We start from the raw sequence: 19,510 nt of genomic DNA, 5'->3' as shown, positions 1-19,510 counted from the left end.
CCGTGCGCTCAGGGTGACAAGACATAGTTGAAGCCTTGTCACCCTGAGCGCAGTCGAAGGGCTACTTCGCAGCCTTCATTTCTTCATCCAACTTCTTGCTGAGTGTTTCGCATAAGCCTTCGATTGCTTCCGCCATGACGCGGTCGTTTGTTGCAGTCAGCATGGTATCGGCAATTCCGCTCATGAGTTCGATATAGAAGCGCTTCATGTCAAAAACCTCCATATCCTTTGTCCAAAGGTCAATTTTGAGGGTACCTCTGTGGTAATGGTCCCAAACGGCAATGGCAATGGCGCGGGTGTCGTTGATACCTTCATTCGGGTTGTCGGTAGCATCCCAGAATATCTTTTCAGGTATATTTTTATCGTCTAATTCAACGGTGAAATGTATTTCTGACTTTTTCATAACGGTGTTAATTTTCAGCAAAAGTAAGCATTTGACGTTTACAAAAGCTGGATAACGCTACTTTCCGGACTTGCTGAAAACCTTCTTCAACAAATCAGTTACCCTCGCACCGGGGTTCTCGCGGATCTTCTTTTCCTCCTGCGCGATCAGAACGTACAGTCCGTCAATGGTTTTCTGCGTGGCATATTCTTTGAGGTTCGGATTAACCTTCTTTACCAATGGAATCTGGTTGTAGGTATTTACAATGTCTGTATAATATTCAGTCGCCTTGTTGAGGTTCAATGTACTGTCTACAACGGGGTAAAAGGTTTTAAACAGATCATCATTGGTTGACTTTCTCAGGTACTGTGTTGCCGCATCATCCTGGCCTTTGAGGATACCAAGTGCGTCGGGTACAGTCATGGAAGTGATTGCTTTGACGAAGATTGGCTTCGACTTCTTTGCTGCATCCTCGGCTGCGCGGTTAAGGGACAATGTAAACTTGTCTACCTGCGCACCCAGTCCCATTTTCCTTAAAGTCTCTGCAACTTTCTGCGCCTCAGGAGGTACGGCAATCTTGATCAGCTCATTTTTAAAAAAACCATCAACCTTGGAAGCTTCTGCCGATCCATTGCTGATACCCACATTCAGCGCCTCCTTCAATCCCTGAACAATCTCATTTTCGGCAAGGCCGGTGTTATTCTTTCCTCCTACTTTATCGAACACCTTTCCGAGGTTAAACTGCGCCATGGAAGCGGTAGCTGAAAGCAGAGAAAACAACGTAAGAGCTATAATTTTATGTTTCATTACAAAAGACTTGGTTGGTACTGGACTAAGGTTCAAACGTACTCAATAACGATTAATTTTACTTATTTTTGGGAATTAACGGTTCTTAACAATCCATTTCAACGAGATGATTTCTTCGACAAGGGCTGAAATAATTACCATCGGTGACGAGATACTTTTTGGTCAGATTACCGACACCAATACTCAATGGATTGGCACTCAACTAACTGACATCGGCATTCGTCCGGTGCGAAAAACTTCTGTTGGAGACAACAAGCAGGATATACTGGATGCATTCGCAGAAGCAAGTCAGCGCGTGCAGGTAATTATAGTTACAGGAGGTCTCGGACCAACCCGCGACGATATCACCAAACACACATTTTGCGAATATTTCGGCACTGAACTTGAAATCAATCAGGACGCCCTGGCCCTGGTTACCTCGTTTTTCGAAAAAAGAGGTCGCGCCATGACCGAGATGAATATTCAACAGGCAGCACTACCCAAAAACTGTACCTATATACCAAACCTTTGGGGAACAGCTCCGGGAATGTGGTTTGAAAAAGACAATGTCGTGTATGTTTCACTGCCCGGGGTTCCTTATGAAATGAAGAACCTGATGGAGCACGAGATTCTGCCGAGACTGAAAGCCAAGTTCCCGACTTCTATCATCCAGCATAAATCCATTCGCACGATCGGAATAGGTGAATCCTTTCTGGCTGAGAAGATAGCCGATTGGGAAACTGCATTGCCGCCCCATATCAAGCTCGCCTACCTGCCCCATTTCGGCCAGGTCCGCCTGCGCCTAACAGGTACCGGCACCGATCAGGCGCTTCTTGAAAAAGAGTTGCAGGATCAGGTTGACAAGGTTATGCCGATCATAGAGGAACACGTATTCGGCTTTGATATTGATGAACTCGAAACGGTCATAGGCTCCTTGCTGATGCAAAATCAGGCTACACTAGCCACCGCAGAAAGCTGTACAGGAGGCTATGTGGCCAGCCGCATTACCTCGGTCGCAGGATCGTCCCGCTATTTTGAAGGTTCCGTTGTGAGTTATAGCAATGCGATCAAAATGAATGTGCTGGGTGTAAAGAAAGAAACTCTGGATGCATTCGGAGCGGTGAGCGAGCAAACTGCCCGTGAAATGGCCGAAGGAGCAAGAAATGTTCTGAATACAACTTTTTCAATCGCCACCACCGGCATTGCCGGACCTGATGGAGGCACACCAGAAAAGCCTGTGGGTACCGTCTGGATTGCGTGTGCGGGACCGGATGAAACCTTTACGCAGCTGCTGACTTTGCGAAACGACAGGAAAATAAACATTGAACTTACATCTTCCTATGTACTTAATCTTTTAAGAAAAACCATATTGAAAGCCAATCTGGTAACAAAAGCTTAGGTAATTGATCAATTACGGGCGACCATTGTTGCCGGTTAATATAGTCTTTATGAAAATTTTAGAAATGGTAATGCCTTCAATGGGCGAAAGCATAATGGAATGCACCGTGTTGCACCTGCTCAAAAAAGAGGGCGAGGCAGTGGTGATAGACGATTCCGTTCTGGAAGTAGCGACAGATAAGGTGGATACCGAAGTACCCTGCCCCTACGTAGGCAAGCTGGCCAAATGGCTTGTGAAGGAAAATGACGTAGTGCCGATCGGCAGTCCGGTCGCGCAGATCGAAGTGGCAGATGACACGCCCGGTGAACCGGCATTTTTACAGCAGGCCCCCGCGGAAGAAGTGGCCATCGCAACCCAACTTGAACAGGAATTCGAACAGGCGCTTACACAGAAAGAAAAAGTAGTAAGTAGTCAGGAAGCCGGGTTGAACCCCTTTTATTCCCCTCTTGTACTAAGCATTGCCCGCGAAGAACACGTAAGTGAGCAGGAGCTTGCTTCTATTCATGGTACCGGAATGGAAAACCGTGTCACCAAGAATGATATCCTGGCATTTCTTGACACCAGAAAACAAGTACCCCAAACTGCACCTCCTGCTACTTCACTGAATGGAAGCAGCGAGATCGTGGAAATGGACCGGATGCGGAAAATGATCGCCCAGCGCATGGTCGATTCCAAACGGATTTCAGCGCACGTAACTTCTTTCATTGAAACAGATATGACGCCCGTTGTGCAATGGCGCGAGCATGTCAAAAATGATTACCGGAAGAAATCGGGAGACAGCATTACGTTCACTCCTATCCTGATCGAGGCAGTGGTGAAAGCAATCAAAGACTACCCGCTGATCAATATTTCCGTCGACGGAGACAGAATTATCAGGAAAAAGGAGATAAATATTGGTATGGCGGTGGCGCTGCCTGACGGCAACCTGATCGTTCCTGTAATTCACCACGCCGACCAGTACGATTTACCGGGACTGGCCAGAAAAGTTAATGAACTTGCAAGGCGCGCGCGTGAAAACAAGCTGAAAGCCGACGATCTTGCAGGTGGTACTTATACCATTTCGAACATTGGTGCATTCGCGAACTTAATGGGAACACCTATTATCGTACAGCCTCAGGTGGCGATTATGGCTTTTGGTGCGATCAAGAAAAAACCCGCCGTGATTGAAACGCCACAGGGAGACTTACTGGGGATCCGGAGCCTGATGTTTATCTCGCATTCCTATGACCACCGCGTAGTTGACGGTTCACTGGGCGGCTTGTTCCTGAAACGTGTAAATGATTATCTTGAAAATTTTGACACGCAAAGAATTTTGATCTGATGCTGAGACTGACCCTGGACATGGACGATGTGCTGGCGGATACACACGAGAAACTGATCAGCGTCATCCTGAATGATTTCGATACGATCCTGACAGCCGAACAGCTGCGTTCCAAGGCATTGCGCGAACTGCTTCATCCGAAGCAGCTGACCAAGCTCAACAAGATCATAGATACGCCCGGCTTTTTTGCAGATATCAAGGTAATGGACGGCGCGCAGGAAACTGTTTACAAGCTGTCCAAGTATTACGAACTGTTTGTTGCAACAGCCTGCATGGAATTCCCGACTTCGTTCCGGGACAAGTTCGACTGGCTTAAAAAGCATTTTTCATTCATACCCTGGACCAACATTGTTTTTTGCGGATATAAAAGCATTATCCAGTCCGACTACCTGATCGATGACCATGTAAGGAACCTGGCTGCATTTCAAGGGCAGGGTATTTTATTCACTGCTCCGCACAACCTGAAAGAAAATGGCTACAAGCGTGTTTCTGACTGGAATGAGGTTTCCGAGCTATTTTTACCTATCAAATGAAGCTACTACTGATTGAGGATGAACCGAAAACATTGCAGTCCATTAAGCAGGGATTGGAAGAAAACGGTTATGAAGTTGATATTGCGTACGATGGCCTGATCGGAAAACAGCTGGCAAAAAACAATGCTTACCAGCTCATTATCAGCGATATCATTATACCTGGAATCAACGGTATAGAGCTTTGCCGGCAAATTAGAAGCTGGGGAAATGAAACGCCGATCCTCATGCTGACTGCGCTCGGTACTACCGACGACAAGGTAACCGGCCTAGATGCCGGCGCAGACGATTACCTGGTTAAACCGTTCGAATTTAAAGAATTGCTCGCCCGTGTCCGTGCATTAACCAAGCGTGGCGCTACTGTGGGGCACACTGCGCAGGTACTGCGCTTTGCAGATCTGGAAGTATCCCTGGACGCAAAAACGGTTCATCGCTCCGGGAACAAGATCAATCTCACCGCACGTGAGTTTAACCTGCTCGTGTACCTGATCCGCAACCAGGGCAGGGTCATTTCAAAAGTAGAAATTGCAGAACAGGTTTGGGATATCGGATTTGATACGGGTACCAATGTGATTGAAGTTTACGTTAATTATTTGCGTAAAAAAATTGACAAAGATTATCCCGTCAAGCTCATTCATACCCTTTTTGGAATGGGCTATGTGCTTAAAGTAGAGTAACATGCAGATCCGCACTCGACTTACGGTTCAGTTTTCCTTGTTGGTAAGCGGTATCCTTCTTATTACGTTTCTCGCTATCTACTATTTCTCGTACGACAACGTTACCAAAGATTTCTATGCCCGACTTGGCTCCAAGGCAAAGTCGCAGGCAGAGCTGCTTTTGAAGGTACCTCAGGTAAATATCGAGGTTCTGAAAGCGCTCGACGAGACTAACCGCGACCTGATCTACGACGAGAATACCTTTATTTTCGACGAAGAAAACCGGCTCATTTACAGCAATCTTTCCTCTCCTCAAACCAAGGCGCTGCACGTTTCAGATTACTGGCTGGATGAGATCAGGAAATCGGGACAGATCCGGTATACTGACGGCGACTATAAGGTTGTGGGTTTGTACTATAAATACCCTTTCAACCGGGCGGTGGTCATGCTGGGTGCCAAGGATTTGTATGGCGAAGCCAACTTGTCCAATCTCAGCACATTGCTTACGGTATTGTTCTTCATTGTGACTTTCATCGTAGCGATCGTCGGTTGGGTTTTCTCCAAACGCGCATTACGGCCCATATCCAAGGTCATGAACTCGGTGGAACGTATCCTGCCGCAGAACCTGGATACGCGCCTGGAAGTACCCAATCAAAAAGACGAGATTGGTCGGCTTACAACCACCTTCAACAAGCTGCTCGACCGGATTGAAACGGCTTTTCAAATGCAGAAGATCTTTGTTGCGAATGTATCCCACGAGTTGAAGAACCCGCTAACGAAAATCAGGTCACAGCTGGAAGTAAGTATGTTGAAGGAGCGCAATGCGGCGGAGTACCAGGTTACCATTCTCTCTGTTCTGGAAGATATTCAGGAACTCGCGCAGCTTTCGAATACCTTGCTGGAACTGGCCAAAGTGAGCGAACACCAGCGTGAATTGCTGACGGAGGTTGTGCGGGTGGATGAACTCTTGCTCGACTGTCGCCTCAACCTGGCCGAGGCGAATCCCGCTTATAACATTATCCTCAATTTTGACGAGCTGCCTGAGGATGATACGTGGCTGGAAGTAACAGGCAACTCAACCCTGCTGAAAACAGCATTCCTGAATCTCATGGATAATGCGTGCAAATTCTCAGACAACCACGCAGTTCACATTAACCTGCAACCTTCCAAAGAGCAGCTCACAATCGGTTTTACAGATCAGGGAAAAGGTATCCCGAAAGAAGATCAGAGCCTGGTTTTTCAACCATTCTTCCGCAGCGACAATACCGCGAACATCAAAGGATATGGAATTGGCCTGTCCCTGGTGGAGCGGATCGTGAAGCTGCACAACGGCACGATCACGATTCAACCCAATGAACCCAAGGGTACTACCTTCCGCATTAAACTTTCACACCTCTAAGCAAATTCTAACGCGCAATTAACGCGTTTTTAAGTATTGGATGATTAATTTGTATTGTCGCGGTATTCACGCGCGACCTTTCAAACGAATTTCATTTTTTGTGGTGTTAATAAGCAAACTTGGCAGGTGTGTCTCACGCCTGCCAAAAGTTTTTTGGGGGTACTATAAATGAAGAGCCCTTCGACTCCGCTCAGGGTGACAAACGTTTGTCACCCTGAGCGGAGTCGAAGGGCTTCACCTTGGCGTTAAGCCTAGTGCTTCTTCCTTATCTCAATAATCTTCAACTTATTCAATAACTTAATTACTGGGTAAGTTGGGTCAACTTCGTACCATCTTGAACCGAAGTTGATCGAATTCGGGCGTTTGTGGTGATTGTTCTGGAAAAGCTCACCAAGCATTAAGAAGTCGAAAATCAATGAGTTTTTTGATTTATCATCATTGTCGAAGTTCTGGTAACCGTACTTGTGACCACTCCAATTGACGATTGCACCGTGGATTGGTCCCATTAAAAAGTGGATCGGCAGCAGGAAGAAAAACGCCCAGTGCATATCCAGGTACACGTAAGCCAGGATATAGAACGCCATATAAATCAATCCCCAGCCAATGCGGGAAATCCAGGAGTCACCTAGTTTTTCCACAAAATTCCATTCAGGATAGTTTCTTTCGAAGCGATTTTCGATAGCTCTCTTGCGGCTCAGTACTGCATTATAGATATGCTTGGTCTCCCACATCATGGTAAATACATTCTTGGTATGATGCGGTGAATGCGGGTCCTTTTCAGTGTCACTGAATGCATGGTGCATCCGGTGCAAAATCGCGTATGCGCGGGGGCTCAGGTACGACGAACCTTGTGAAATGTAGGTGAGTAAATAGAAAAAACGCTCCCACGGCTTGCTCATTATAAACATTTTATGAGCGGAATAGCGGTGCAGGAAGAAGGTCTGGCAGAAAAGAGAGAGGTACCAGTGTAAAACAAATACAATAAGAACAATATACATGAAACGCGTGCGGGATTTTTAAGAACGAAGTTTGTACAAAAGTAAGCGTAAGTGGGTTAAAAACCGAAATTTAAGCGAGTAAAATGGAATATAACGTTACAGGCACTCCGGGTAAAAGTTTGAGATCAACAGATTTTACTGGATCATAAAAGCGTAGCTCAGCAGATTTGCGCCCATTTGAAGTGCCTTTCTGCGCATTTCTTCGGGATCATTATATACACTTTGATCCTCCCAGCCATTGCCAAGGTCGGTTTCATAGCTGTAATAACATACGAGTCTCCCCTGCCAGATCAATCCAAATCCCTGCGGCTGCTTACCATCGTGTTCATGCACTTTGGGCAGCCCTTCCGGGAAAACATATTTGACACGGTAAATCTGGTGATCAAATGGGAGCTCAACGAATGTAAGCTCAGGAAATACCTTCTTCATTTCGCGGCGCACAAACTGATCCAGTCCATAATTATCATCAATGTGCAGAAAGCCGCCTGAAAGCAGGTAATTTCTCAGGTTTTGTGCCTCCGCGTCGTTGAACACCACATTTCCGTGGCCTGTCATGTGTACAAACGGGTAGGTGAAAATGTCAGGACTGCCTACCTCTACGACATCCTCCGCCGGATTGATATTCATTTTCAACTCTGTATTACAGAATTTGATCAGGTTTGGCAGCGAGGTTTTATTCGCATACCAGTCGCCGCCGCCACCGTACTTCAATTTGGCAATCTTCAATGAAGACTGTGCCTGCGACGAGATAGCAGCGCAGAGCAAAAGGGCGAGAACTACTAGGCGAGCGGGCATTTTGTTAATGTTGAATGAGTGAATGAGTGAATGATTGAATGAGTGAGTTAGTGAATAAGTGAGTTAGTGAATGTTCAATTAATAAATGAATTTAAATAACTAAGTGACCAGATTTAAGTAACTGAAGACTAGGATTCTATAACTGCAAATCAAACTTCCCAAGCCACATTCACTCATTCACTCATTCAATCATTCACAACTTAAACCTCCTGCGCCAGATTAATCGCGTGGCAACCTGTGACAGCGGCGGTTTCGGTTCTCAGGCGGGTTGGGCCGAGGGATACTGTGGTAAAGCCCTGCTCCAGAGCCAGCTCAATTTCCCTCTCACTAAAATCACCTTCCGGACCTATTAACAAAGTCGTACCAGTGTTTTTTTTAATCTTGCTGAAAACATGCTCTACCTTATATTGATCGGGCACGTAGGCGATCAGCCTGGTTTCCGTTGTTACATTTTTGATAAACGAATCAAAACGGTTGTTTACTGTAATGATCGGTTTATAATATTGCTGCGACTGCTTCATTGCACTTGCCGCAATGCGGTTGAGCCTGCCCAGGTTCACCACCCGGTTAAGGGTTTCGGGATTCGTATGTTCTGTGACGATAAAGTCAATGCGCTCCACTCCTATCTCTGTCATTTTCTCGACCATCCATTCGTTTCTCTCGGCTTTTCGCGTGGGTGCTATTGCCATATTTACGGTAAAAGGCCGGGGTTCGATCAGGTTGGTTTCAAGAACTTCGTAGCCCACCTTGCGCCCCTGAATGTTGAGCACGCACTTGCGCAGCTGCCCTCGTCCGTTTGTTACTAAAATCATATCCCCGGATCCAAGTCTGAGTACCTTGGTGCTGTGTTTTGCCTCCTCTTCTTCCAGTTCAAAAACACTATCCTCTGGTTGATAAAAAATGTGCATTTCTAATATTGGCACTAGCCATTTAATGAATCGATTTGTCCAAAAATAGCTAAATAATTGCCATTTGCTGAACATCAGCGAAATTATCTTCGGTCATGTCTCCGGTAAAACCTGACAAAGCCATTTATAACATTTTACTAATATTTTCTTAAATGATACGGTGTTTTAAGTCGCATTTCGGCGGTTTTTACAAATTTTTCCGCGAAATCCCCTCCTGAACAAACCGACTCAATTTATAAGAAAAGTACATCTTTTACTGACAATACTACCACGAACGCAATATTATTCTGCGTATACCGAATTTTTCTTATTTTTTATTTTTTGGAAATACATTTTTGCATTAATATTGTGCCGTTCAAATTATTCGTCACCACTTTATCTAGTACTATTATGTCTAAGTCCAAGCTGGAATATATTTGGTTGGATGGCTACAAGCCGACCCAAAGTCTACGCAGCAAAACCAAAATCGAAGATAATTTTAGCGGCAAATTGGAAGATTGCAGTAACTGGTCATTTGACGGTTCGTCAACTGAGCAGGCGCTTGGCGGATCTTCTGACTGTTTGTTGAAACCAGTCTACATTATTCCGGATCCACAACGTAAAAACGGATATTTGGTAATGTGCGAAGTATTGAACGCCGACGGTACTCCTCACATCTCAAATGGTCGTGCCACTATCGAAGATGACGATAACGACTTCTGGTTTGGTTTTGAGCAGGAGTATTTCCTTTGGGACAATGAAACCAACAAACCACTGGGCTTCCCTGCAAACGGATACCCTGCACCACAAGGTCCATACTATTGTTCAGTAGGCGCACAGAATGCATACGGTCGTGAGATCATCGAAGAGCACCTTGATGCATGCCTTGAAGCTGGTTTGAATGTAGAAGGTATCAATGCAGAAGTTGCTGCTGGTCAGTGGGAATTCCAGATTTTCGCAAAAGGCGCGAAAGAAGCTGGTGACCAGATCTGGTTGGGCCGCTACCTGTTGGAGCGTATCGGTGAGAAATATGGTGTATCTATCAACTGGCACTGCAAGCCGCTTGGCGCACTTGACTGGAATGGTAGCGGTATGCACGCTAACTTCTCTAACACAGCTTTGAGAACTGCAGGAAGCAAAGAAGTATTCGACAAAGTTTGCGAATCTTTCCGCCCTGTTGTGAAAGAACATATCGAAGTTTACGGTGCAGATAACCACCTGCGTTTGACTGGAAAGCACGAAACTGCTTCTATCCACGATTTCAGCTACGGTGTTTCTGACCGCGGTGCATCCATCCGTATCCCTGTTCTGGTTCCTCAGAAAGGATGGAGCGGATACCTGGAAGATCGTCGTCCTAACTCGGCTGCTGATCCTTACAAAGTAGCTGCACGTATCATCAAAACTGTTAAATCTGCGGTTTAGTCGCATTGACATATGATCAACAAAAAAGCCACCGAATGGTGGCTTTTTTGTTTGTATCAGTTTTGAAAATCAATCAGATCAATCTTCGTCTTCACTTCCTGTAAAAGAATACAAGGTCGGATCAAGCTGTACCCGATCTGCATTGAACAAGGCAATAAACTCGTCGATTACCTTATCAGTGATTTCAGTTTTGTTAAGACCAACTTCCAGTCCCACGCCGTACTCGAAGGTATCGTCGATTTCCACATGCTCACGCACGGTGATTTCTTCATTTTCTTCAATCTCTTCGATAAACTCGGTTAGCAGCAACTCGGCTTCGTCCTCGTCTTCCTCGCTGATCTTGTAGTCTGCGGGGCGCTCGTCCTGCGAAACATAATGCGGCATTTCCTTCTTCAAACGTTCCAAGGCGGCGTCGTATACAAGCGTGGAATGGTGTAACCGCAATGTATAAATCAATGCGTCGTAAATCACTTCCGACTCTTTATACATACCAACAAACTGCACGTGTGCATGTTCGTTGTTTTCGTCTTCGTCTTCAAATTCATCATCAACGTAGATGAAGTTGGCTCTCTCGGCTTTGCACTCCCTTTTCAGCTGAGCAATTTCTTCTGGATCGAATCCCGGATTCATGATTTACAATGTTTGTTACTAAATAGGCTGTGTAATTTACTCCAAAAATAGCATTTCGCGGTACTTTGCCAAAGGCCAATCTTCATCGTCGATCAGCAATTCAAGCTTATCAACGTGATAGCGGATCTCTTCAAAAAAGCCTTTCACCTCTGAACCATACAGTTTTGCGCGTTCAAAAAGGTTTTCAATGTTGTTCGCAGTCTTCCTGCTTTCTGTCATTTCGTGCACCAGACGCTTGATCACAACAATGTGCGTAGAGATATCACGTATAATTTCCTTGATCGGCTCGGCCTCTTCCAGCATTTCCAGGTCGGTCAGTGCGCGGGCTGTTTGCGCGAGCTTAAACTGGTACTTCACTACCGTCGAAACAATGTGGTTCAATGCAAGATCGCCAATAACCCGCGATTCGATTTGCAGCTTTTTAACATAGTTTTCCAGCTCGATCTCGTAGCGTGCGTGCAGCTCTCTCGAAGTAAGTACACCCATTTTCTCGAAAACAGCAATTGTATTTTCTGTTTTGTAAGCGTAAAGCGCGTCGTAAGTGGCACTGATGTTACTAAGTCCGCGCTCCTTAGCCATTTGTATCCATTCTTCGGAATACCCGTTTCCTTCAAAAAGAATGTTTTTGGATTCGGTAAAATACCGTTTGAGTATTTCTACAGTCGCTACTTTCTTCTCTTCTCCTGCCGCCAGCCGCTCGTCCATTTCCCTTTTAAAATCCATCAGCTGGTTAGCCACGATCGTGTTCAGAACAATCATCGGCGAAGCACTATTCTGCGCACTTCCCACCGCCCGGTACTCGAATTTATTTCCCGTAAAACAGAATGGTGAAGTCCGGTTTCTGTCCGTATTGTCCCGCTGTAAATTTGGAATGCGCGATATACCCAGCTTATAGTAAAAGTTCTCTCCTTTTTCGAGCGTGATTTCTCCTTTATTGACCAGCTCTTCCAGCATGTTTGTCAACTCATTTCCTAAAAACACCGACACAATGGAAGGCGGCGCCTCGTTCGCTCCGAGCCGATGCTCGTTACCCGCCGAGGAAATGGAGGCACGCAACAAGTCTGCGTGATCGTGAACCGCCTTTACAACATTCAGAAGGAAAGTCAGGAAACGCAGGTTTTCTTTTGGCTTTGAAGTAGGCGCGAGCAGGTTAATGCCCGTGTCCGTACCGAGTGACCAGTTATTATGCTTGCCACTGCCGTTGATTCCTGCAAAAGGTTTTTCATGAAAAAGAACCTGAAAATTATGCCTTTCTCCGATCTTCTGCATTAAGTCCATTAACAATGCATTATGATCAATCGCCAGGTTCACCTCTTCAAAAGTAGGCGCGCATTCAAACTGACCTGGCGCAACTTCATTGTGTCTGGTACGTACCGGTATTCCGAGCTTTAAGGCTTCAAACTCGAAATCAACCATAAATGCATTCACACGCGGCGAGATAGAGCCAAAATAGTGATCATCGAGCTGCTGACCCCGCGCCGGGCTGTGACCAAACACCGTTCTACCAGCCATCAACAGGTCGGGACGCGCATAGTATAATGCTTTATCAACCAAAAAGTACTCCTGCTCAATGCCCAGCGTGGGAGTTACCTTGCTTACATCCCGGTTGAAAAACTGGCACACACCGGTAGCCGCTTTGTCGAGCATCACCAGTGAGCGCAGCAATGGTGCCTTGTAATCGAGCGCCTCGCCTGTATAGGAAATGAAAACGGAAGGAATGCACAGGGTCTTACCGCCGGCGCCATTATCCATTAAAAAAGCAGGAGAACTCGGGTCCCAGCCGGTATATCCACGCGCCTCAAAAGTGGCGCGCAAGCCGCCGCTAGGAAATGAAGAAGCATCGGGTTCCTGCTGTACCAGTGCACTGCCTTTGAATTTTTCAACAGCGCGTCCATCCATGGTCAGGTCAAAGAACGAATCGTGCTTTTCGGCGGTTGTACCTGTCAGAGGCTGAAACCAGTGCGTATAGTGCGTGGCACCTTTTGATATGGCCCAGGATTTCATAGCTGCCGAAACTTCATCCGCTACTTCCCGGTCTATCGTTGACCCTGAGCGGATCGCAGTTGAAATCTTGGCGTAAGCTTCTGCCGACAGCAGCGTTTTCATCACTTCATCATTGAAAGTGTTGCTTCCGTACAGATCGGCTACTTTTTCAACAGGAGGGGTTAAAACAGGCGAAACCCGCCCTTGCGCGATTTCAAATGCCTTGGAACGAAAAGTCATGTATTCAATCAGTTATATTAAATCTCCCCAAAATTATTTATTTAAGGATAGCAACAACAATGCTGGGGGTACATTTTCACATTTATGTTTTGCCGCTGGTCGCACATTATACTCATTTTTAAGAACTTTACGGAATATTTTGATTGACACTAATGCGTAAAAGAATTGAATTGTTTGCCCTTTACGGGCTGAGCTGGGTAGTACTTTTTCAGCTTTTCCGCCTCCTCTTTCTTGCCTATCATTACCAGAAAACGCTTGAACTCCCCTCTTCACTCTGGGTACAAAGTGCAGTACACGGGCTGAGAATGGATCTTTCTTTCGCGGCCTATATCCTCGCGATCCCGACCATTCTGCTGATTTTCACAGCCCGGCGCTGGGGCTGGTATAAGCTCTTCCTGCTCATTTACAGCTATGTACTTGCACCTGTAATAGTAACACTTACCGTCATTGACCTTGAACTGTTCAAAGCCTGGGGTTTCAGGATCGACAGTACTTCACTCCATTACCTTGAAACTCCCGGTGAAGCACTGGCCTCGGCAGGCGCCGCGCCTGTTCTGCCGCTCTTACTATTACTGCTTGTGCTGCTTGCCCTGACGGTAACAGTACTACGCAACATCATCAGCCGGAGCATAGCTGCTTTCGGTCCTGTCAGGTTCGTTTACACGCTACCGGTTTTCCTGATCCTCACAGCTGCATTGATCATCCCGATCCGCGGGGGATTTCAGCTGGCTCCTATGAATGAAAGTGCGGTGTTTTTTTCAGATAAGAGTTTTGCCAACTATGCGGCGGTTAATGTCCCCTGGAATTACATGAGCTCCATTATCAATGCTTCTTACAGTAACAAAAATCCTTTTATATACCAGGATGAAGCAAAGGCACAAAGACTGGTTCAGGAGCTGTACAAAGTCCGGGGGAAAACGGAGCAGGTCATTGATTCGACAGCCAGGCTGAATGTCGTGGTGATTATCTGGGAGAGTTTTACGGCGAAGATATCTGCCAGCCTCAATGGCGTTCCGGGTGTGACCCCGCAGTTTGACAAGCTGGTTAAGGAAGGAATGCTGTTTACGAATATGTACGCGAGCGGCAACCGGAGCGACAAAGGCCTGGTTGCGATATTAAGCGGCTACCCTGCCCAGCCCACACATTCTATCATCAAAATACCTAAAAAAACCAGCACGCTGCCTTCCTTACCCCGCGCATTCCGGCAGAATGGCTGGCAAACATCATTTTATTACGGCGGGGAAACCGAGTTCGCTAATATGAAATCCTACCTTTTGCAGGACAATTTTGACCGGATTGTTGACAAGGATGATTTTGACAAAGCGGATATGAACTCGAAATGGGGCGCACATGACCACGTTGTGCTCGACAGACTGCTTGATGATCTCGACAAGGAAAAGCAGCCATTTTTTTCGACCCTGTTTACATTAAGCAGCCACGAACCTTTCGAAGTTCCGGTCAAGACCGCCATTCCCGGAAATGACCCGGAACATCTGTTTTTGAATGCGCACCATTATACGGATGCCGCCATCGGGAACTTCATCAAAAAAGCGAAATCCAGACCGTGGTGGAAGAATACGCTTGTAATTATTCTCGCAGATCACGGCCACCCGCTACCCTACACACAAAAGTCAAAGCCGGCAGAGTTCCACATTCCAATGCTTTGGCTGAGTGGCGCGCTGGCCAGGCCGGGACGGAAAATAGATGCATTATGCTCGCAAACGGACCTTGCAGCTACATTGCTGAACCAGTTCAGACTTCCGTCCGTGCAATTTGAATGGAGCAGCGATATCTTTTCTGCTGGCCGTGAACCGTTTTCCTACTTTGCATTCAACAACGGGTTGGGCTGGATCAGGCCGGGCGGATTTCTGATCAGGGACAATATTGGCGGGAATATCACGGAAAGAGAAGGAACGCTTGATCAGTCAGAAGAAGATCTTGCGAAAGCATACCTCCAAGCTTCTTTCGGAGATTATTTAAAGCGTTGAGCATAAAAGCTGTATTTTTGCGGGATAATCAAGAAAAATGAAAAAAGTCGCTTTTTATACACTGGGCTGCAAGCTCAACTACTCAGAAAGCTCTTCGATCGCGAGAATGTTCGAAGCAAAAGGGCATTCCAGGGTTGAGTTCAATGAAAGCCCGGATGTTTTCATAATCAATACCTGTTCGGTTACCGAAAATGCAGATAAAAAATGCCGGAAAATCGTGCGTGAAGCGCAGAAGATCAATCCTGACGGCTATGTAGCCATTATAGGTTGCTACGCCCAGTTGAAACCTGCAGAGATATCAGAAATTCCAGGCGTTGACGCAGTTCTTGGCGCTGCCGAGAAGTTCAGGCTGGCAGATCTGGTTGATACTTTTGAAAAAACGCCGGTAGGTCAGCCTGCAAAAATCATGGCTTCCCATATTGACGAAGCGGTTGATTACCACACTTCCTACTCACTGAATGACAGAACGCGCACATTCCTGAAAGTTCAGGACGGCTGCGACTATCCCTGCTCCTACTGCACCATTCCACTGGCACGCGGGAAAAGCAGGTCCGACAGCATTCAGAATATCGTGAAAGCGGCGTATGAAATTGCGGCGCGGGAGGTAAAAGAGATCGTACTCACCGGTGTGAACATTGGCGACTTTGGCATCCAGAATGGCGAACGCAGGGAAACTTTTCTGGACCTTGTAAAAGCATTGGACGAAGTAGAAGGCATTGAGCGCTTTCGCATTTCATCGATCGAGCCTAACCTTCTGACCGACGAGATCATCGAATTCGTCGCGCAGTCAAAAAGGTTTGTTCCGCACTTCCATATTCCGCTGCAATCGGGCTCTAACAAAGTGCTGGGACTAATGAAGCGCCGGTACAAAAGGGAGTTGTATGCAGAGCGCGTCGCGAAAATCAAATCATTGATGCCCGACTGCTGCATTGGTGTTGACGTTATCGTAGGTCACCCTGGCGAAACGCAGGAGCTCTTCGAAGAGAGTTACCGCTTTTTAAATGAACTTGAAATTTCCTATCTGCACGTATTCACTTACTCAGAAAGAGAAAATACCGCTGCTTTGGCGATTAAACCGGTAGTACCAAAAAATATCAGGGCCGACAGATCAAAAATGCTGCATATCCTCTCCGACAAAAAGCGCCGCTCCTTCTATGAGCAGCAGGTCGGGAAAGCCGGGACGGTGCTGTTTGAAGATGAAGTTCAGGACGGTCAGATGCTGGGTTTCAGCGAAAACTATGTGCGCGTTTCCGTTAAATACGATCCGCTGCTCATTAACGAAACGAAATTCGTGAAGTACGAGCAGCTGAATGAAGCAGGATTAATGGAAGTGACAGAGGTCGAAACGGAGGTACTTGTACATTAAGCGGCCCGGCCCACCCAAGTAAAATTTTTATTTCAATGCATAAAAAGGAAAGCCCGGCACAATGCCGGGCTTTCCTGCTATTTAAATAAACGTTGAGTAAAATTAAGCCTCGATCATGAACTCGTCGTGCTGACTTACGTCCAAACCAACTTTCTCATCCTGCTCAGATACACGAAGTGGTAAAATCAGGTCAGTGATTTTCAGAAGAAGGAATGAACCGGCAAATGCGAAGGCAGATACACCAACCAATGCAATTACGTGGTTGATGAACAGCTTGGTTTCGCCGAATGCAAGGCCCTGGTCAACTACCAGCGGGTTAACGCCGCTTGTAGAGAAGATACCGGTCATTAACATACCAACCATACCTCCTACACCGTGGCAAGGGAACACGTCAAGTGTATCGTCCAAAGTGGAACGGGTGCGCAGGTGCGCTACATAGTTACTGATGATGGAAGCAACTGTACCGATGAAAAGAGAAGCAGGAACCGTTACGAAACCAGCAGCAGGTGTGATAGCAACCAAACCTACAACCGCACCGATACAAAAACCAAGTGCAGATACTTTCTTTCCTTTTGCAGCGTCAAAAAGAACCCATGCAAGACCAGCGGCGCCCGCAGCTGTGTTGGTAGTGGCGAAAGCAGATACCGCCAAAGGACCAGCAGATAATGCAGAACCTGCATTGAAACCGAACCAGCCGAACCAGAGCAAACCTGTTCCTAAAAGAACAAAAGGAATGTTTGCAGGTGGCAATACGTGATCTTCAAGAAGTGATTTACGTCTTTTCAGGTAAAGCGCGCCAGCCAATGCAGCCCAGCCAGCAGACATGTGAACAACAGTTCCACCAGCGAAGTCAAGCACACCCATTTTGAACAGGATACCATCTGCATGCCAAGTCATGTGCGCCAGCGGAGCGTAGATAAAAATACAGAACAGAATAATGAACAATACGTATGAGCGGAAGTTGATACGCTCAGCCATTGAACCAGTTACCAGTGCAGGTGTGATCACCGCGAACTTCATCTGGAACATTGCGAAAAGCGCGAAAGGAATTGTACCCCAAACTGGTCCGTCCAATACGCCTTTGAACATAAAGTGCGTGAATGGATTTCCAACAACGCCGCCGAAATCATCTCCGAAAGCAATACTGAACCCTACCACTACCCATAACACACTGATTACCCCCATTGCGATAAAGCTTTGGAGCATGGTAGAAATTACGTTTTTGTTGTTAACCATCCCGCCGTAGAAATAAGCCAGACCGGGCGTCATCAGCAATACCAGCGCGGCTGAAACCAGCAACCAGGCCGTATCACCGCCGTTTACTCCTTCGGTGACAATTTGAGTCGGAACATTTGGCACGAAGGCACCGAGGATTGCGATTACCAGAAGGATAATCAGTGGGATAAAACTGCGTTTTTCCATTTTTGTAAATTGTTATTATAGGTAGATTAAGAAGGTATATTGTTACTAATTAGAATTTGTAAATGAATGCAAGTCCGAAAGTAGTCTGGCTGTTTTTAGTCCAGTTTCCATCTGAATCTTCGAACTGTTGCTCTTCACCAGCTCCTGACAGCTTAGGATAAGCGTCCAGGCGGAACTCAGGTTTTACAAGAATGTGTCCGTCAGCAAGGCTGATATTACCAGTCAATGTTACTGAGTTAACCTTGGTACCCATTCCTCCACGTGTCAGCAATCCACGCACACCGTTATCGTTGTTGAAATATTCGTAACGCGCGCCAATTCCGAAGTTATCCGTCAGAGCAGTATTTGCATAAACTGCAACTCCACTCCATGATTCTGTGCCCAGTGGGCCGCCTGCACCCTGGTAGTCACCTTTCTGGCTGCCATAAGCGGCATTCAAGCCAAGCAGGAATTTTTCCGATACCTGGAAGCTGGTTGTCAGATCAAATACCTGGTAAAGACCTTCCGGCTGCTTGCCAAGGCTGTCTGTATTCGCTTCGTTGCTTCCGATGTAGTTCAGGTATACGTTCCAGCCTGATGCAGGTTGAAGGTATAATTGACTGATGATTCCTTTTGCGCGGTTATTATCGCCAAGTCCGTCTACATTGTTCACTACGCCTACCATTAAAGAAGCCTTGTCAGAAAACGCATAAGTCGCTTTAAGACCGGCATGGTAAAACGGACCATTGTTAAACAGGTTGGACAGCGAATAGTTGAAGTTGGCCGGTGCGTCGATCACTTCATATCCGATGTGCGTTCCAAACTGTCCCGCGGTCATTGAAAACTTGTCTGTGAATTTATAAGTGAAGTATGCCTGTTTGATAGCAAGTGCGGTGCTGAACAATGCATTTCCATAGTTACCCATATTGGCATTCGGGCCGAATGTCAAATCTACTACTGCTTCCGACTTCGCATTGGTGTAAGCAACTCTCGTCTGAACAAGGCCTAGCGAAAACTGACCTGATCGCTGATCGAACACACGTGCATTGGTGGCACCCATGTTTGACCGGGAAGCTGGCTTGTTGAAATTGGCCATGTAATAAGAGTCAAGATAGCCTGAGAACGCAAATGCTCCCTTTCCTTCTTCCTCAGCTGCTTCTGCTACGACTGTCGTATCAGCTTTAACAGCCTTTTTGTCTTCGCCAGACTTTGCAAAACCCAAAAAAGGAACCATCAAAGATAATACTGTGCAATAGACTTTTCTCATAATTATATTCTGTTTAAGTTTATATTACTCTCCGGCGGGATTTATGAATCAAATATTGTG

Annotated in this window: 17 protein-coding genes; 8 read left to right on the top strand and 9 right to left on the bottom strand. The window is 46.4% G+C overall.

The features are described from left to right. Positions 1 to 61 precede the first annotated feature (61 nt). The gene (gene gldC / locus AC1XTG_RS09650) at positions 62 to 403 is read right to left on the bottom strand and encodes a gliding motility protein GldC (RefSeq protein ID WP_484841809.1); all 342 of its coding nucleotides are present in this window, start codon (positions 401 to 403) and stop codon (positions 62 to 64) included. Between the two features lie 57 nt (positions 404 to 460). Further along, positions 461 to 1,189, bottom strand: coding sequence for a DUF4197 domain-containing protein (locus AC1XTG_RS09645; RefSeq protein WP_484841808.1), 729 nt, complete (start codon positions 1,187 to 1,189; stop codon positions 461 to 463). Positions 1,190 to 1,295: 106 nt separating this feature from the next. On the opposite strand from AC1XTG_RS09645, the gene AC1XTG_RS09640 reads away from it, so the two are divergent. From AC1XTG_RS09640 to AC1XTG_RS09620, 5 genes are read left to right on the top strand one after another with little or no spacing between them, the layout of a single operon-like run. Next, on the top strand, positions 1,296 to 2,567 hold the full coding sequence (locus AC1XTG_RS09640) for a competence/damage-inducible protein A (RefSeq protein WP_484841807.1): 1,272 nt from the start codon (positions 1,296 to 1,298) through the stop codon (positions 2,565 to 2,567). Between the two features lie 49 nt (positions 2,568 to 2,616). Continuing rightward, positions 2,617 to 3,888: a dihydrolipoamide acetyltransferase family protein gene (locus AC1XTG_RS09635; protein ID WP_484841806.1), complete on the top strand. Its 1,272-nt coding sequence runs from the start codon at positions 2,617 to 2,619 to the stop codon at positions 3,886 to 3,888. After that, positions 3,888 to 4,421, top strand: coding sequence for a 5' nucleotidase, NT5C type (locus AC1XTG_RS09630; RefSeq protein WP_056289223.1), 534 nt, complete (start codon positions 3,888 to 3,890; stop codon positions 4,419 to 4,421). The genes AC1XTG_RS09635 and AC1XTG_RS09630 overlap by 1 nt, the downstream gene beginning before the upstream one ends. Further along, entirely contained in the window at positions 4,418 to 5,095 is a 678-nt protein-coding gene (locus AC1XTG_RS09625; protein WP_484841805.1) for a response regulator, read from the top strand. Before AC1XTG_RS09630 ends, AC1XTG_RS09625 begins: the two co-directional genes overlap by 4 nt. A gap of 1 nt (position 5,096) precedes the next feature. Beyond that, on the top strand, positions 5,097 to 6,473 hold the full coding sequence (locus AC1XTG_RS09620; RefSeq protein ID WP_056289228.1) for a sensor histidine kinase: 1,377 nt from the start codon (positions 5,097 to 5,099) through the stop codon (positions 6,471 to 6,473). 251 nt (positions 6,474 to 6,724) lie between these two features. On the opposite strand, the gene AC1XTG_RS09615 is transcribed toward AC1XTG_RS09620, so the two are convergent. From AC1XTG_RS09615 to AC1XTG_RS09605, 3 genes are all read right to left on the bottom strand, one after another. Then, positions 6,725 to 7,471, bottom strand: a complete 747-nt coding sequence (locus AC1XTG_RS09615) for an acyl-CoA desaturase (protein ID WP_056289231.1) — start codon at positions 7,469 to 7,471, stop codon at positions 6,725 to 6,727. 135 nt (positions 7,472 to 7,606) lie between these two features. Beyond that, on the bottom strand, positions 7,607 to 8,266 hold the full coding sequence (locus tag AC1XTG_RS09610) for a DUF4159 domain-containing protein (RefSeq protein ID WP_484841804.1): 660 nt from the start codon (positions 8,264 to 8,266) through the stop codon (positions 7,607 to 7,609). Between the two features lie 200 nt (positions 8,267 to 8,466). Continuing rightward, a complete protein-coding gene (locus AC1XTG_RS09605; RefSeq protein ID WP_484841803.1) occupies positions 8,467 to 9,174 on the bottom strand; it encodes an RsmE family RNA methyltransferase in 708 nt (235 codons plus the stop codon). A 390-nt stretch (positions 9,175 to 9,564) separates the two neighbouring features. Between AC1XTG_RS09605 and AC1XTG_RS09600 the strand changes: the two genes are divergently transcribed. Continuing rightward, positions 9,565 to 10,575, top strand: a complete 1,011-nt coding sequence (locus tag AC1XTG_RS09600) for a glutamine synthetase beta-grasp domain-containing protein (protein ID WP_056289241.1) — start codon at positions 9,565 to 9,567, stop codon at positions 10,573 to 10,575. 78 nt (positions 10,576 to 10,653) lie between these two features. On the opposite strand, the gene AC1XTG_RS09595 is transcribed toward AC1XTG_RS09600, so the two are convergent. Both AC1XTG_RS09595 and AC1XTG_RS09590 read right to left on the bottom strand, forming a co-directional pair. Continuing rightward, positions 10,654 to 11,205 carry a hypothetical protein gene (locus AC1XTG_RS09595; protein WP_056289244.1) on the bottom strand — a complete coding sequence of 184 codons (552 nt, stop codon included), beginning with the start codon at positions 11,203 to 11,205 and terminating at the stop codon, positions 10,654 to 10,656. 36 nt (positions 11,206 to 11,241) lie between these two features. Next, entirely contained in the window at positions 11,242 to 13,428 is a 2,187-nt protein-coding gene (locus AC1XTG_RS09590) for a glutamine synthetase III family protein (RefSeq protein WP_056289249.1), read from the bottom strand. Between the two features lie 152 nt (positions 13,429 to 13,580). Here AC1XTG_RS09590 and AC1XTG_RS09585 point away from each other — a divergent pair, with 152 nt between their 5' ends. Together AC1XTG_RS09585 and mtaB are read left to right on the top strand one after the other, a co-directional pair. After that, on the top strand, positions 13,581 to 15,416 hold the full coding sequence (locus AC1XTG_RS09585; RefSeq protein ID WP_484841802.1) for an LTA synthase family protein: 1,836 nt from the start codon (positions 13,581 to 13,583) through the stop codon (positions 15,414 to 15,416). Between the two features lie 37 nt (positions 15,417 to 15,453). Then, a complete protein-coding gene (gene mtaB / locus AC1XTG_RS09580; protein WP_484841801.1) occupies positions 15,454 to 16,782 on the top strand; it encodes a tRNA (N(6)-L-threonylcarbamoyladenosine(37)-C(2))-methylthiotransferase MtaB in 1,329 nt (442 codons plus the stop codon). 102 nt (positions 16,783 to 16,884) lie between these two features. On the opposite strand, the gene AC1XTG_RS09575 is transcribed toward mtaB, so the two are convergent. Continuing rightward, complete coding sequence (locus AC1XTG_RS09575; RefSeq protein WP_484841800.1) at positions 16,885 to 18,204, bottom strand: ammonium transporter; 1,320 nt, start codon at positions 18,202 to 18,204, stop codon at positions 16,885 to 16,887. Between the two features lie 49 nt (positions 18,205 to 18,253). Further along, positions 18,254 to 19,450: a porin gene (locus AC1XTG_RS09570; RefSeq protein ID WP_484841799.1), complete on the bottom strand. Its 1,197-nt coding sequence runs from the start codon at positions 19,448 to 19,450 to the stop codon at positions 18,254 to 18,256. Positions 19,451 to 19,510 lie beyond the last annotated feature (60 nt).

It is taken from the genome of Dyadobacter sp. HNCC25DJ183, assembly GCF_056895175.1.
Note: the sequence above shows the minus strand (reverse complement) of the source record. Positions and strands in the feature narration are given on the sequence as shown.

Coding starts and splice junctions, on each gene's coding strand:
- AC1XTG_RS09570 (WP_484841799.1), bottom strand. CDS start 19,450: ATGAGAAAAGTCTATTGCACAGTATTATCTTTGATGGTTCCTTTTTTG.
- AC1XTG_RS09645 (WP_484841808.1), bottom strand. CDS start 1,189: ATGAAACATAAAATTATAGCTCTTACGTTGTTTTCTCTGCTTTCAGCT.
- AC1XTG_RS09600 (WP_056289241.1), top strand. CDS start 9,565: ATGTCTAAGTCCAAGCTGGAATATATTTGGTTGGATGGCTACAAGCCG.
- AC1XTG_RS09640 (WP_484841807.1), top strand. CDS start 1,296: ATGATTTCTTCGACAAGGGCTGAAATAATTACCATCGGTGACGAGATA.
- AC1XTG_RS09630 (WP_056289223.1), top strand. CDS start 3,888: ATGCTGAGACTGACCCTGGACATGGACGATGTGCTGGCGGATACACAC.
- AC1XTG_RS09625 (WP_484841805.1), top strand. CDS start 4,418: ATGAAGCTACTACTGATTGAGGATGAACCGAAAACATTGCAGTCCATT.
- AC1XTG_RS09590 (WP_056289249.1), bottom strand. CDS start 13,428: ATGACTTTTCGTTCCAAGGCATTTGAAATCGCGCAAGGGCGGGTTTCG.
- AC1XTG_RS09575 (WP_484841800.1), bottom strand. CDS start 18,204: ATGGAAAAACGCAGTTTTATCCCACTGATTATCCTTCTGGTAATCGCA.
- AC1XTG_RS09605 (WP_484841803.1), bottom strand. CDS start 9,174: ATGCACATTTTTTATCAACCAGAGGATAGTGTTTTTGAACTGGAAGAA.
- AC1XTG_RS09595 (WP_056289244.1), bottom strand. CDS start 11,205: ATGAATCCGGGATTCGATCCAGAAGAAATTGCTCAGCTGAAAAGGGAG.
- AC1XTG_RS09620 (WP_056289228.1), top strand. CDS start 5,097: ATGCAGATCCGCACTCGACTTACGGTTCAGTTTTCCTTGTTGGTAAGC.
- AC1XTG_RS09615 (WP_056289231.1), bottom strand. CDS start 7,471: ATGTATATTGTTCTTATTGTATTTGTTTTACACTGGTACCTCTCTCTT.
- AC1XTG_RS09635 (WP_484841806.1), top strand. CDS start 2,617: ATGAAAATTTTAGAAATGGTAATGCCTTCAATGGGCGAAAGCATAATG.
- mtaB (WP_484841801.1), top strand. CDS start 15,454: ATGAAAAAAGTCGCTTTTTATACACTGGGCTGCAAGCTCAACTACTCA.
- AC1XTG_RS09610 (WP_484841804.1), bottom strand. CDS start 8,266: ATGCCCGCTCGCCTAGTAGTTCTCGCCCTTTTGCTCTGCGCTGCTATC.
- AC1XTG_RS09585 (WP_484841802.1), top strand. CDS start 13,581: ATGCGTAAAAGAATTGAATTGTTTGCCCTTTACGGGCTGAGCTGGGTA.
- gldC (WP_484841809.1), bottom strand. CDS start 403: ATGAAAAAGTCAGAAATACATTTCACCGTTGAATTAGACGATAAAAAT.